Genomic DNA, 13,768 nt, shown 5'->3' with positions numbered 1-13,768 from the left:
CGCCGAACTTCTTCGACAGAACGGTTGCGATTGCAGCCGTCAGGGTGGTTTTGCCGTGGTCAACGTGACCGATGGTGCCGACGTTGACGTGCGGCTTGGTCCGTTCGAATTTTTCCTTTGCCATTTCCTATCTTCCTTTAAAAGAAACGATTTATTTGTGTTTTAAGCTTGCCTGGAAACGGACGCCAGATGGCGCCCGTTTCCGATTGTTTTATTACTTGGCTTTCGCGGTCACGATAGCGTCGATCACGTGCTTCGGAGCTTCCGAATAGTGCTTGAACTCCATCGTGTAGGTCGCACGGCCCTGGGTTGCCGAACGCAGCGAGGTCGAGTAACCGAACATTTCCGACAGCGGGACTTCGGCCTTGATGATCTTGCCGCCGCCGCCCGGGATTTCGTCCATGCCCTGCACCATACCGCGGCGGGACGACAGGTCGCCCATCACGGAACCGGCGTAGTCTTCCGGCGTTTCCACTTCCACGGCCATCATCGGCTCGAGGATGACCGGATTCGCTTTACGGCAGCCGTCCTTGAACGCCATCGAGCCCGCCATGCGGAACGCGTTTTCGTTCGAGTCGACGTCGTGGTACGAACCGAAGGTCAGGGTGACTTTCACGTCAACCACCGGGTAACCAGCCAGCACGCCAGCGGTCAGGGTTTCGCGCACACCCTTCTCGACTGCCGGGATGTATTCGCGAGGAACCACACCGCCCTTGATGGCGTCGACGAATTCGAAGCCCTTGCCCGGCTCTTGCGGCTCGATCGACAGGACAGCGTGACCGTACTGGCCGCGACCGCCCGACTGCTTGACGAACTTGCCTTCGACGTCGGTGACTGCCTTGCGGATGGTTTCGCGGTATGCAACCTGCGGCTTGCCGACGGTTGCTTCCACGTTGAACTCACGCTTCATGCGGTCAACGATAATTTCCAGGTGCAGCTCGCCCATACCACCGATGATGGTCTGGCCCGATTCTTCGTCGGTACGCACGCGGAACGACGGGTCTTCCTGAGCCAGACGGTTCAGTGCCAGGCCCATCTTTTCCTGGTCAGCCTTGGTCTTCGGCTCGACTGCCTGCTGGATGACCGGCTCCGGGAACACCATCTTTTCGAGGATGATCGGTGCCGACGGATCGCACAGGGTCTCGCCGGTGGTTGCTTCTTTCAGGCCGACTGCTGCGGCGATGTCGCCTGCGCGGACTTCCTTGATCTCTTCACGCTGGTTGGCGTGCATCTGCAGAATACGGCCGACGCGTTCCTTCTTGCCCTTGATCGGGTTGTAGACGGTGTCGCCCGAATTGATGACGCCCGAGTACACGCGGAAGAAGATCAGCTGGCCGACGAACGGGTCGGTCATGATCTTGAATGCCAGCGCAGCGAACTTCTCGCTGTCGTCAGCCTTGCGGGTGACCGGCTGGTCGTCTTCATCGGTACCACCGACCGGCGGGATGTCCACTGGCGACGGCAGGTATTCGATGACCGCGTCCAGCATTGCCTGCACGCCCTTGTTCTTGAATGCGGTGCCGCACATCATCGGGACGATTTCGCCGTTGATGGTGCGCTCGCGCAGCGCCTTCTTGATCTCGGCTTCCGACAGTTCGCCTTCTTCGAGATACTTGTTCATCAGGTCTTCCGACGCTTCAGCGGCGGTTTCGACCAGCTTCTCGCGCCACTCGTTGGCCTGGTCGACCAGCTCGGCCGGCACGTCGACGTAGTCGAACTTCATGCCCTGCGAAGCGTCGTCCCAGAGGATCGCCTTCATCTTGACCAGGTCGACCACGCCCTTGAAGTTGTCTTCGGCGCCGATCGGGATCTGCAGCGGGATCGGGTTGGCCTTCAGGCGGGCGCGCATCTGCTCGTACACCTTGAAGAAGTTCGCACCGGTACGGTCCATCTTGTTGACGAACGCCAGACGCGGAACCTTGTACTTGTTAGCCTGACGCCACACGGTTTCCGACTGCGGCTGCACGCCGCCGACTGCGCAGTAGACCATGCATGCGCCGTCCAGGACGCGCATCGAACGTTCCACTTCGATGGTGAAGTCGACGTGGCCCGGGGTATCGATGATGTTGAAGCGGTGCGGCTCGAAGTTGTTGGCCATACCCTTCCAGAAGCAGGTCGTCGCTGCCGAGGTAATGGTAATACCGCGCTCTTGCTCCTGCTCCATCCAGTCCATGGTGGCGGCGCCGTCGTGCACTTCACCGATCTTGTGGTTCACACCCGTGTAGAACAGGATGCGCTCGGTGGTCGTCGTTTTACCGGCGTCGATGTGAGCGGAAATACCGATGTTGCGGTAGCGCTCAATGGGGGTAGTGCGTGCCATAATTTTTCCTAAATCTTTGAATGGACAAAACCGGGCAACATTTTGAGGATCAAAACGCGCCCGGCCTGAACAACGGATACTGCAGGCCGCACCACCCGAAGGGGTTTGGCCATGTGCTTAGAAGCGGAAGTGCGAGAACGCCTTGTTCGCTTCTGCCATGCGGTGCACTTCGTCACGGCGCTTCATTGCGCCACCGCGCATTTCAGCCGCTTCCATCAGTTCACCACCCAGGCGTTGCGGCATGGATTTTTCGCTGCGCTTGTTTGCGGCTTCGCGCAACCAACGCATGGACAGCGCCATACGACGAACCGGACGAACTTCCACTGGCACCTGGTAGTTGGCGCCACCGACGCGGCGGGACTTGACTTCCACCATCGGCTTGGCGTTGTTGATCGCGGTCGTGAACACTTCCAGCGGGTCTTTGCCCGATTTGGACTGGATGTATTCGAACGCACCGTAGATGATGTTTTCAGCGACCGATTTTTTACCGGACAGCATCAGAACGTTGACGAACTTGGCGACATCGGTGTTGCCGAATTTCGGATCCGGCAGGATTTCGCGCTTGGGTACTTCACGACGACGTGGCATTTCAATTCCTTCCTATCTTCAGTTGAGTGCGGGGTCCGCACTCGCGAAAGACCCTCATGATCTTTCACTTACTCGGCCTTCCGGCCGGCTCAACTTAACTTTTTAATGTGACCTGTCTGTGACAGGGCAGGATTACTTCTTGGCGCCGGCTTTGGCGCGCTTTGCACCGTACTTCGAGCGAGCCTGCTTACGGTCTTTCACGCCCTGGGTATCCAGTGCGCCGCGGACCATGTGGTAACGCACACCCGGCAAGTCTTTCACACGGCCGCCGCGGATCAGGACGACGCTGTGCTCTTGCAGGTTGTGGCCTTCACCGCCGATGTACGAAATGACTTCGAAACCGTTGGTCAGGCGAACTTTAGCGACCTTACGCAGTGCCGAGTTCGGCTTCTTCGGGGTCGTGGTGTAGACACGGGTGCAAACGCCGCGCTTTTGCGGGCAGTTTTCCAGTGCCGGCGACTTGCTCTTCACAACCGCGGCTTCACGCGGCTTGCGAATCAGTTGATTGATGGTTGGCATCGTTCAAAAATCCAACAAAGTTACTACGTTGATGACCCAGGCCGGTGTTGCGCTGGCCCGGGGACTGAAACCTAGTCCCGGCATCTGGCCCACAGCAGAGGCGACGAAAGCCACTCACCGAAGGAGCGGCCGCGAATGCGTATACCATGTGCAGAATAAATCGAGAACTCGCGAGTATAGACCCGATGCGCAAGTGGGTCAACCGCTTTGCCCGCCGGTCAAGCCTGCGGCCGGGGTTAACGGCGGTTTACCGTGGCAGATGTGGCAAGCTTGCGACAAACCAGCCTGGTTCGATGCTGGCAAGACAGTGTATTTCCGGCGATAAAGACGGGATAATAGCCGATTTCCCCGCCAACCGAGCCGAATGTCCCGTCTCCTGCGTCCCGCCAACCTCTACCTGCTGCTGAGCTATGCGCTGCTCTCGAGCATGCCCTTCGCCGCCCGCCTGCTGGGTGCGAGCGGCGCGCAGGACGGCAGTGCCTGGCAGCTGTTCGGCGCCGGCGTTTTCTCCTGGATCGCGGCCTGGGCCCTGTGCAAGCGGCCGGCCTGGTTCCACTGGGCCCTGCTGCCGGCCTTCCTGGCGCTGCCGGTCGAGCTCTACCTGCTTGTCTATTATGGACAGGGCATCTCGACCCACCACCTCGGCGTCATCGCCGAGACCAGCCCCAGCGAGGCGCTGGAATTCCTGGGCGGGAAAGCCTGGCTGCTGGGTGCGGTGCTGCTGGGGGTGCTGCTGTGGTTCGGCTCGACCTGGGCGGTGGCCTGGCGCAGCCGCGACTTCGACTGGGCCGACCGCTCGCGCTGGCTGGTAGTAGCGGCGCTCGGCGCCTGCGCGGCGGCGCTGGCTTTACCGTCCCTGCCCGGCTGGGCCAGGCCGCCGGTCGACCTGGCGCTGGTCTCCCGCTCCTGGCCTTTCGGCCTGAGCGCGCGCGGCGTCGACTTCTATAAAGAACGCGTCTACCTGGCCGAGCTGAACCGGCGCAGCGCCGCCTTCCGTTTCCATGCGAAGCAGTCGGGCGACGAGCACGGCCCCCAGGTCGTGGTGCTGGTGCTGGGCGAATCCTCGCGCTTCGACCGCTGGAGCTTGAACGGCTACACGCGCGAGACCAATCCGCTGCTCGGCAAGGAAGACAATCTGGTCATGCTGAAGGACGTGATCACGCCGGTGTCGGCCACGCGCCTGTCGGTCCCGGTGATCATCTCGCGCAAGCCCGCGATGCAGAGCCTGAAGGACGGCTTCTCGGAAAAATCCTTCCTCTCGGCCTTCAAGGAAGCCGGTTTCAAGACCTTCTGGATCTCGAACCAGGTCTCGTTCGGCAAGTTCGACACCCCGGTGTCGGTGTTCGCGCAGGAGGCGGACGAGGTCCTGTTCCTGAACCTGGGCGGCGTCTCGGGCGCCTCCAACCTGGACGCGGTGCTGCTGGAGCCGCTGCGGCGCGCGGTCGCCGACCCGGCCCAGAAGGTGCTGGTGGTGCTGCACACCCTGGGCAGCCACTGGAATTACGGCCACCGCTACCCAAAGGAATTCGACCGCTGGCTCCCGTCGCTCCAGCAGATGGAGAAGCCGAATTACACCGACCCGCGCATCGAACCGCAGATCAACAACAGCTACGACAGCGCCATCCTGTACACCGACTGGTTCCTGGCCAACGTGATCGGGGTGCTGAAGGACAGCGGCCTGCCGGCCTCGATGCTGTACGTGGCCGACCATGGCCAGACGCTGTACGACAAGTCGTGCACGCTGGGCTTCCACGGCCACAACACGCAATACGAATTCCACGTGCCGGCCTTTGTCTGGTATTCAGGCAGCTATGGCGAACGCTTCCCGGACAAGGTCGCGCAACTGCGGCGCCACCGCGAGGCCCGGCTCTCGACCGAGAACATGTTCCACACCCTGCTCGACATGGCCGACATCCGCTACCCCGGCGAGCAGCTCGACCGCAGCTTCCTCAACCCGGCCCTGAAGCGCCACAAGCGCTACGTCGACAGCTACGGTTGGACCGACTACGACGACGCCACCATGCGCGGCGATTGCCGCGAAGTGATCGCGAATGGCAAGCCGCTCAAGCGGCGTTGACGGCGGCCGGTTCCGGTTCCGCCAGGTGCGCGCTCAGCCAGCGCGCCACCTCGGCCGCCCTGCCCTCGATGCGGGCGCCGAAGCCCTGGGTCGAGAGCAGCGCGATGCCGTTCGGTTCGCGCAGCACGCCCGGTTTTAGCGCCGGCGCGCCGCTCGTCGTGTCGATGCGGAAGGCTTCCAGCTTGCCGGCCAGAATGCGCGCGAGTACCAGGTTGTGCGAGGACACCAGCACCAGGTCGCGCTCGCACAGCGTTTCCAGCACTGCAGCGGCGGCGGATACCGATTCCAGGTGGTTGGTGCCGCGGAAGACCTCGTCGATCAGGCAGATGCCGGACGTCCGGCGGCTTCCCTCCAGCAGTTCGCGCGCCCGGCGCAGCTCCGACATATATAAACTTTCGCCGCCCAGCAGCGAATCCTCGTTCTGCATGCTGGCGCGCACCGGCAGCGCCGGCAGGCGCGCTTCCCTCGCGTAGCAGAAGCCGAAGGCGCGCGCCGCGACCAGGTTCAGGCCCACCATGCGTAAAAATGTACTCTTGCCCGAGGCGTTCTGGCCGGAGACGAAGGCGCCCTGCCCGTCCAGGCCGACCGTCAGGGGACTGGCCCCGTCCATCAGCGGGTGGATGCCGTCCGCCAGCACCAGGGTGCGCGGCGCCGAGCGCTCGGCCCAGCACCAGTGCGCCCGGGTGCGCAGGTGGCGCGCCAGCGTGACGTCGGCTTCCAGTTCGGCCCCCTGCAGGTAGCAGGCACGCAGGAAGTCGCGCGACGCTTCCACGATGCGGATGGTCTTCCAGTAGCGGCTGACGTTATGGGCGGCGAACCAGTTCAGGTAGGCGTCGCCGCCGGGGATCATGCGCAGCAGCAGCGGGCGCGCCAGGCGCTTGTGCAGGCGCGTCGCTTCCATACGCGCTTCAACGAAAGCTTCCAGCAGCGGGCCGCCCAGCTGCGCCAGCGCGTGGCTGCCGGCCAGGAGCGCATTCAGGCTCTCCAGCGTGTTCTTCCAGGCTTCGATGCGGTGGTGGTAGCGAATCTGCAGCGCCATCAGGGGCGCGACCGCGGCCAGCGTGGCGATCCAGCCGAGCGGCTGGGTAATGAGCAGGCCGAGCGAGAGCAGCAGGAACAGCGGCAGCGCCCATAGCCATCGGACCCAGGCCGGCGCCTGCGGCAACGCCTCGTCGCCGAACAGCAGGCCGGCAAGCTCGGTTTCGGCATGGCGCAGCGGGCGCAGCGCCATAGTCAGGGCGTCGAGCCGCGCCGGATCGTCCAGCAGTCCGCGCAGGCGTCCCGTCAGAGCGGTGCAGTCGGCGTCACCCAGCCCGGCGCGCAGGCGCCGATGCAGCATCTGGCGGCCAAAGATGCTGCTGCCCTGCGCCAGCCGCTCTTCCCAGTCTTCCAGCAGCAGGTCGTGCCAGGTCTGGTCGTCGAGCGCGGTATCGGGGTCTGCGCCTGCGCGGTGCAGGCGGCCGATTTCCTCGGGCGTGAAGAAGTGCGAGGGCGGCTCGCGATCGGCGGCGGGATTGAGACGGTCGGGGAGAAGACGCAGGAGCGAAGCAGGGATGGCGGGCATGCGGTGATCGTAACAGCCGCTCGGCCCGTGAATGTTCAAGCTTTGTCACGCAGCGGCGTCGAACTGCGTTCGTTCCCCCACATACAGACGAGTCCGGAAATGTCAGGATGAGTGAGCGCAAGTATCCCTATAACGAATGACAAGAAAGGACCGCTTCATGAAACGCGTTCTCACCACGACGGTGCTGGCCATGGCAGTTGGCAGCGCCTGCGCCCAGCAGGGCGACGGCACCCGCGCCAGCGCCACCGCCAACGTCTTCAAGCCCGCCAAGGTGGAAGCGACGCCGGAGCGCATGAAGGGCATCCGCGCGCCCCAGGGCTTCACGGTCACGCCCTTCGCCACGGGCCTGAAGAATGTCCGCATCATCGCGGTGGCGCCGAACGGCGACATCTATGTGAGCCGGCGCGACCAGGGCGACGTGCTGCTGCTGAAGGATGCCAACGGCGACGGCAAGGCTGATGGCGCGCCGGTGGAGGTGGCCAACCGCGCCGGCGCGCACGGCATGGCGATCAAGGACAACAAGTTCTATCTCGTCACCGTCAAGGAATTGTTCGTGGCCGACATCCGGCCCGACGGCCGCCTCGGTGAACTCAAGCTCCTGCTGGGCGACCTGCCAGATTCGGGCCAGCACCCGAACCGCACCATCGCGGTCGGCCCGGACGGCATGCTGTATATCACCGTGGGCAGCACCTGCAATGCCTGCAACGAGAGCAATCCCGAGAACGCCACCATCCTGCGCGTCTCGCCGGACGGCCAGCAGCGCAGCATCTGGGCCTCCGGCCTGCGCAACACCATCGGCTTCGACTGGCATCCGCAGACCGGCGAGCTGTGGGCTTTTGATCACGGCATCGACTTCCTCGGCGACGAGCAGCAGCAGGAAGAGATCAACAAGATCGAGATGGGCAAGATGTACGGCTGGCCGCACGTCTACGGCGCCGGCGAGATCTACCCGCAGAGCACGCCGGTGGGCGAGATCAAGAAGGAAGAATGGAAGGCGCGGAGCACGCCGATGGTGCTGGGCTACACCGCCCACGCGGCGCCGATGCAGATGGTGTTCGGCCATCGCGGCGGCTTCCCGGCGGAATACAGCGGCGACGCTTTCGTCACCATGCGCGGCTCCTGGAACCGCGCCCAGGCGTCGGGCTACGAGATCGTCCGGGTGCGCTTCGCAGGCGGCCAGCCGAAGTCGGTCGAGCCCTTCGTCACCGGCTTCCTGACCGATGGCGGAAAAACCCACATCGCCCGCCCGGTCGGCCTGGCCTGGGCCAAGGACGGCTCGCTGCTGATGGCGGACGACGGCAACGGCGTCATCTACCGCATCGCTCACAGTGCCGGCAAGCCCGGCAACCTGACGGCGATGGCGCCGGCGGCCGCGATGCAGCAGCAGGCCAACAAGGGCAATGGCGTGCCGCTGGCGAACAAGCGTCCCGAGACCCAGTCGCAGGGCACGCTCACGGTCAGCTCGGCCAGCTTCAAGGCAAATAGCCCGATGGACCAGAAATACAGCGAGTATGCCGATGGCGTCTCCCCTGCCCTGGCCTGGCGCGCCGTACCGAACGCGAAGTCCTACGCCATCGTCATGGAAGACCCGGACGCGAAGCCGGTCACGCCTTTTGTGCACTGGCTGGCCTGGAACATCCCGGCGAACGTCACCAGCCTGCCGGAAGGCCTGCAGGAGCAGCCACGCCTGACCGATCCTGAAGGCGTGCTCCAGGGCCGCAACACGCGCGGCTCGATGGGTTACTTCGGGCCGAAGCCGCCGGTGGGCGACAAGCCGCACCACTACCACTTCCAGGTATATGCGCTCGACACCATGCTGGATGTGCCGTTCGGGGCCGACCGCGACCAGCTGCTGCAGGCGATGCAGGGCCATGTGATCGGCAAGGGCGAGATCGTCGGTACCTACGCGCAGAAGCAGAAGCCGCCAAAGTGATGGCCGGGTGTCCGGCCGGACTGTCCGTCATATGTATTGACGGACAGTCCGGACACCGGACGCAGCAATAACATTCTCAGCAAAATCAAGCACTTGGTGCTTGGCACGGATTGTGCATTGACAACATCGTCCAATGTTGTCACTAGAAGATGCCATGATCCGCGATACCTCACACCAAGACGCCGTCCTCACTCCGGCACCGGTCCACAAGCTCAAGCGCCGTGCGCTATGGGTAGGCGGCGCGGTTGCCATTCTCAGCGTCAGCGCCGCCGTGTTCGGCGCCTGGACCAGCAGCGATCACTCCGTCAGCGAAGCCAGGTTGCGCATCGCCGAAGTCACCCGCGGCACCCTGGTGCGCGACGCCTCGGTCAACGGCCGCATCGTGGCCGCCGTCAGCCCGACCCTGTATTCGACCGCACCAAGCACCGTCAACCTGAAGGTCGCCGCCGGCGACACCGTCAAGAAGGGCGACGTGCTGGCCGTGCTGGAGTCGCCCGACTTGACCGATGAACTCAAGCGCGAGACCTCGAGCTACGAGCAGCTCAAGGCCGAGGTGGCGCGCCAGCAGATCCTGGCGCGCAAGCAGAAGCTGCTGGCCAAGCGCGATGCCGACACCGCCGAGATCGACCGCCTGTCGGCCCAGCGCACCCTGGAGCGCTACGAGAGCGTGGCCCAGGTGGGCATCATCGCCAAGATCGACTACCAGCGCGCCAAGGACGCCCTGAGCTCGGCCGAGATCCGCGCCCGCCACGCTTCGCAGGCCGCCGGCCTGGAAAGCGACGACGTCCAGCTGGCCCTGAAGACCAAGATCAACGAGCTGGAACGCCAGCGCCTGTCGCTGGCCAACGCCCAGCGCCGCGTCGACGAGCTGACCGTGCGCGCGCCGGTCGACGGTTTCATCGGCACCCTGAACGTCCAGAACCGCATGGTGGTGGCCGCCAACGCGCCCCTGATGACCCTGGTCGACCTGTCCAAACTCGAAGTCGAGGTCGAGGTGCCGGAAACCTATGTGGCCGACATCGGCCTTGGCATGAATGCCGAGATCACCCTGCCGAGCGGGAAGGCGACCGGCAAGCTGTCCGCGCTGTCGCCGGAAGTGGTGCGCAACCAGGTGCTGGCGCGCGTGCGCTTCGACGGCGAGCAGCCCAAGGGCTTGCGCCAGAGCCAGCGCGTGACCGCACGCCTCCTGATCGAAGAGAAGCCGAACGTCGTGATGCTGCCGCGCGGGCCTTTCGTCGAGAGCGAAGGCGGCCGCCATGCCTACGTGGTGCGCGACGGCATCGCCGTGCGCACCCCGGTACAACTGGGCGCCACCAGCATTTCCGCCGTCGAGATCATGTCGGGCGTGAAGCCCGGCGACAAGGTCGTCATCGCCGGCACCGACAGCTTCAACAACGCCGAGCGCGTCTCCATCAACCGCTGAACAAGACCAACAGAAACTAGGAGAATCCCATGCTGCGCATGACCAACCTGAGCAAGGTGTACCGCACCCATATGATCGAGACCCACGCGCTGCGCGGCTTCGAGATCGAAGTCAAGCCGGGCGAGTTCGTCACCGTGACCGGTCCTTCCGGTTCCGGCAAGACCAGCTTCCTGAACATCGCCGGCCTGCTGGAGGAATTCACCTCGGGCGAGTACATCCTGGACGGCGTCAACGTCAAGGGCCTGGACGACAGCGCCCGCTCGCGCCTGCGCAACGAGAAGCTGGGCTTCATCTTCCAGGGCTTCAACCTGATCCCCGACCTGAACCTGTTCGACAATGTCGACGTCCCCCTGCGCTACCGCGGTTTCAATGCCAAGGAGCGCAAGGAGCGCATCGAGGACGCGCTGTCGAAAGTCGGCCTGGCCTCGCGCATGAAGCACTACCCGGCCGAGCTGTCCGGCGGCCAGCAGCAGCGCGTCGCGATCGCACGCGCGCTGGCCGGTAGTCCGAAGCTGCTGCTGGCCGACGAACCGACCGGTAACCTCGATACGCAAATGGCGCGTGGCGTGATGGAGCTGCTGGAAGAGATCAACGCAGCCGGCACCACCATCCTGATGGTGACCCACGACCCGGAACTGGCCGTGCGCACCCACCGCAACGTGCACATCATCGACGGCCAGGTCTCGGACCTGGTGCGCAAGGGCCCGACCCTGGTCGACAAGGCCACCGCCAACGCATAAGGACGCCCAGCCATGTTCTCCTACTACTTCAAGCTGGGCGTGCGCAGCCTGCGCCGCAACCCGGCCCTGACCGCCCTGATGGTGCTGACCCTGGCCATTGGCGTGGCCGCCAGCGTTTCCACGCTCACCATCCTGCACATGATGTCGGGCGACCCGATCCCCGAAAAGAGCGACCGCCTGTTCGTGCCGCACGTGGACAACGGCCCGGTCGAAGGCTGGGTGCCGAGCGACGGCCCCAACGACGACCAGCTGGGCTATATCGACAGCATGAACTTCCTCAAGAGCGGCCAGGGCGAGCGCCGCACCGCCATGTACGGCATGCAGCGCCCGATCGAACCGCCGCGCACCGACATCCCGGCCTTCAATGCCAGCGGCATCGCACCGACCCGCGACTTCTTCGCGATGTTCAAGGTGCCCTTCCTGCATGGCCAGCCGTGGACGGAAGGGGACGACCAGCGCGGCGCCGACGTCGTGGTGCTGGGCCGCGAAACCTCCGAAAAGCTGTTCGGGGAAGCCAGCCCGGTCGGCAAGCAGCTGCGCATCGGCGGCTTCCCCTACACCGTGGTCGGCGTGATCGATAAATGGAATCCGCTGCCGCGCTACTACAAGCTGATCGGCGGCAGCCGCTTCGGCCAGGGAGAGGAATTCATCATTCCTTTCGCGAACGCGATTCGCCACGAGATGTCCCACTCCGGCAACATGAACTGCAGCGCCAACCGCGACCCGGGCTTTGCCAACCTCCTGACTTCGGAATGCACCTGGATCCAGTTCTGGTTCGAGACCCGTAGCGCTTCCGACCGCGCCGAGCTGCAGTCCTGGCTCGACAACTATGCGAACGACCAGCGCAAGCTGGGCCGCCTGAAGCGCAACGCGCCGAACAAGCTGTACAACGTGATGGAATGGATGGAAGAGTTGAAGGTCGTCGGCAACGACAGCAAGCTGCAGGCCTGGCTGGCGTTCGGCTTCCTGATCCTGTGCCTGGTGAACACCATCGGCCTGCTGCTGGCGAAGTTCTCGGTGCGCGCCGCCGAGATCGGCGTGCGCCGGGCCCTCGGCGCCTCGCGCAGCGACGTATTCAAGCAGTTCCTGATCGAGACCGGCGTGGTCGGCCTGGTCGGCGGGGTGCTCGGCCTGGTGCTGGCCTTCGGCGCGCTGGCGCTGATCGGCATGCAGAGCAAGGGCATGGCGACCATCGCCCGCATGGACTGGGAGATGCTGATCCTGACCTTCATCATGTCGATCGCCGCCGCCCTGCTGGCCGGCCTGCTGCCGACCTGGCGCGCCTGCCAGGTGACGCCGGCGATCCAACTCAAATCGCAGTAATGTCCTGACAACTACGAGACACCAACATGGAAATCCGTCCCATCTTTTCCGCCCTGCTGCGGAGTAAAACCGGTCCGATCCTGGTCGCGCTGCAGGTCGGCCTGAGCCTGGGCATCCTGGCCAATGCCCTGCACATCGTCGAGGAGCGGCGCGCCGTGGCGGCGCGTCCGTCCGGACTGCTGGATGAAGCCTCCACCTTCTACTTCACGGTGCGCAACCTGAACACCGACGGCCCGGAGCAGATGCTGGCCACGATCAAGCGCGAGACCGACATCCTGCGCGCGGTGCCGGGCGTGGTCTCGGTGGCGCAGGTGTCGCAGATGCCGCTGTCGCGCAGCGGCAGCAACAACAGTGTCGCCGTCGACCAGCGCCAGGAGCGCGAGACCGCGGTCGCCTCGCAATACGTGTCGGGCGATTCGCTGGTCAAGACCTTCGGCCTGAAGCTGGTCGAGGGACGCGACTTTGCACCGGGCGAGATCGTCGACGTCAACGAGAACGAGCAGCGCGAGCTGCCCAAGCAGGTGCTCGTCACCAAGGCGCTGGCCGACAAGATGTGGCCGGGCGCCTCGGCGATCGGCAAGCCGGTCTGGTTCGGCACCGGCCCGAGCGCACTGTCCTCGCAGGTGTTGGGAGTGGTCGAGCGCCTGCAATCGGCCCATGGCGAAGTGGGCGAGCGCGGCGAATTCGCCACCATCGTCCCGGCCCGCCTGTACGGCACGCCCGGCAACCTGTATGCGCTGCGCACCGAGGCCGGCCAGCGCGACCGCGTGATGAAGGAAGCGGAAGAAGCGCTGCGCAAGTCCTCGGCGACCCCGCTCATCCTGCAGGCCAAGACCGTCGAGGAAGACCGCAAGAACCGCTACCGCCAGGACGTCGCGCTGTCGTGGATGCTGATCGCGGTGAGCGTGCTGCTGCTCCTGGTCACCTGCAGCGGCATCGTCGGCATGGCCAGCCTGTGGGTCACCCAGCGCCGCAAGCAGATCGGCGTGCGCCGCGCCCTCGGCGCCCGCAAGCTCGACATCCTGCGCTACTTCATCATGGAGAACTTCATGATCACGAGCGCCGGCGTGTTCGGCGGCGTGCTGGTCGGCCTGAGCCTGAATCACCTCCTGGTGACGAAGCTCGAGATGACGCGCCTGCCGGCGCACTACCTGATCGGCGGCGCGGTGGTGTTCTGGGCGCTCGGCATCCTGGCGGCCTACGGACCGGCATGGCGCGCGGCCAGCATCTCGCCGGCGACGGCAACGCGTAGTGCCTGACAGAAACCAGTGCTAAACTTGC

General features: G+C 64.5%; 11 protein-coding genes. 6 read left to right on the top strand and 5 right to left on the bottom strand.

The window, feature by feature from the left end; all coding sequences use genetic code 11:
- The 4 genes from LK542_RS22995 to rpsL form a co-directional block, all read right to left on the bottom strand.
- Positions 1-124 (bottom strand): GTP-binding protein (locus tag LK542_RS22995; RefSeq protein ID WP_227803300.1); only part of this gene is annotated, 124 nt, incomplete at its 3' end.
- 90 nt (positions 125-214) lie between these two features.
- Positions 215-2,320, bottom strand: coding sequence for an elongation factor G (gene fusA / locus LK542_RS22990; RefSeq protein WP_227813734.1), 2,106 nt, complete (start codon positions 2,318-2,320; stop codon positions 215-217).
- A gap of 117 nt (positions 2,321-2,437) precedes the next feature.
- Complete coding sequence (rpsG, locus tag LK542_RS22985) at positions 2,438-2,908, bottom strand: 30S ribosomal protein S7 (RefSeq protein WP_159698381.1); 471 nt, start codon at positions 2,906-2,908, stop codon at positions 2,438-2,440.
- A 132-nt stretch (positions 2,909-3,040) separates the two neighbouring features.
- Positions 3,041-3,427 (bottom strand): 30S ribosomal protein S12, encoded by a 387-nt coding sequence (gene rpsL, locus LK542_RS22980; protein WP_027867278.1) that lies wholly within the window; start codon positions 3,425-3,427, stop codon positions 3,041-3,043.
- A gap of 364 nt (positions 3,428-3,791) precedes the next feature.
- On the opposite strand from rpsL, the gene LK542_RS22975 reads away from it, so the two are divergent.
- Complete coding sequence (locus LK542_RS22975) at positions 3,792-5,504, top strand: phosphoethanolamine transferase (protein WP_227813733.1); 1,713 nt, start codon at positions 3,792-3,794, stop codon at positions 5,502-5,504.
- Here the strand turns inward: LK542_RS22975 and LK542_RS22970 are convergent.
- Positions 5,491-7,068: a hypothetical protein gene (locus LK542_RS22970; RefSeq protein ID WP_227813732.1), complete on the bottom strand. Its 1,578-nt coding sequence runs from the start codon at positions 7,066-7,068 to the stop codon at positions 5,491-5,493. The genes LK542_RS22975 and LK542_RS22970 overlap by 14 nt on opposite strands.
- A 157-nt stretch (positions 7,069-7,225) precedes the next feature.
- On the opposite strand from LK542_RS22970, the gene LK542_RS22965 reads away from it, so the two are divergent.
- The 5 genes from LK542_RS22965 (at position 7,226) to LK542_RS22945 (ending at position 13,746) form a co-directional block, all read left to right on the top strand.
- Positions 7,226-9,001 (top strand): YbhB/YbcL family Raf kinase inhibitor-like protein, encoded by a 1,776-nt coding sequence (locus LK542_RS22965; RefSeq protein WP_227813731.1) that lies wholly within the window; start codon positions 7,226-7,228, stop codon positions 8,999-9,001.
- 154 nt (positions 9,002-9,155) lie between these two features.
- Positions 9,156-10,424: an efflux RND transporter periplasmic adaptor subunit gene (locus tag LK542_RS22960; RefSeq protein ID WP_227813730.1), complete on the top strand. Its 1,269-nt coding sequence runs from the start codon at positions 9,156-9,158 to the stop codon at positions 10,422-10,424.
- A 29-nt stretch (positions 10,425-10,453) separates the two neighbouring features.
- Positions 10,454-11,164 (top strand): ABC transporter ATP-binding protein, encoded by a 711-nt coding sequence (locus tag LK542_RS22955; protein ID WP_227803372.1) that lies wholly within the window; start codon positions 10,454-10,456, stop codon positions 11,162-11,164.
- A gap of 12 nt (positions 11,165-11,176) precedes the next feature.
- Positions 11,177-12,487 (top strand): ABC transporter permease, encoded by a 1,311-nt coding sequence (locus tag LK542_RS22950; protein WP_227803371.1) that lies wholly within the window; start codon positions 11,177-11,179, stop codon positions 12,485-12,487.
- 26 nt (positions 12,488-12,513) lie between these two features.
- Positions 12,514-13,746 carry an ABC transporter permease gene (locus LK542_RS22945; RefSeq protein ID WP_227813729.1) on the top strand — a complete coding sequence of 411 codons (1,233 nt, stop codon included), beginning with the start codon at positions 12,514-12,516 and terminating at the stop codon, positions 13,744-13,746.
- The last annotated feature ends 22 nt before the right edge of the window (positions 13,747-13,768 follow it).

It is taken from the genome of Massilia sp. IC2-477, assembly GCF_020707265.1.
In the GTDB taxonomy this organism is placed as follows: Bacteria; Pseudomonadota; Gammaproteobacteria; order Burkholderiales; family Burkholderiaceae_D; genus Telluria.
The sequence above is the reverse complement of the archived record's forward strand: the minus strand, read 5'-3'. Positions and strand labels throughout refer to the sequence as shown.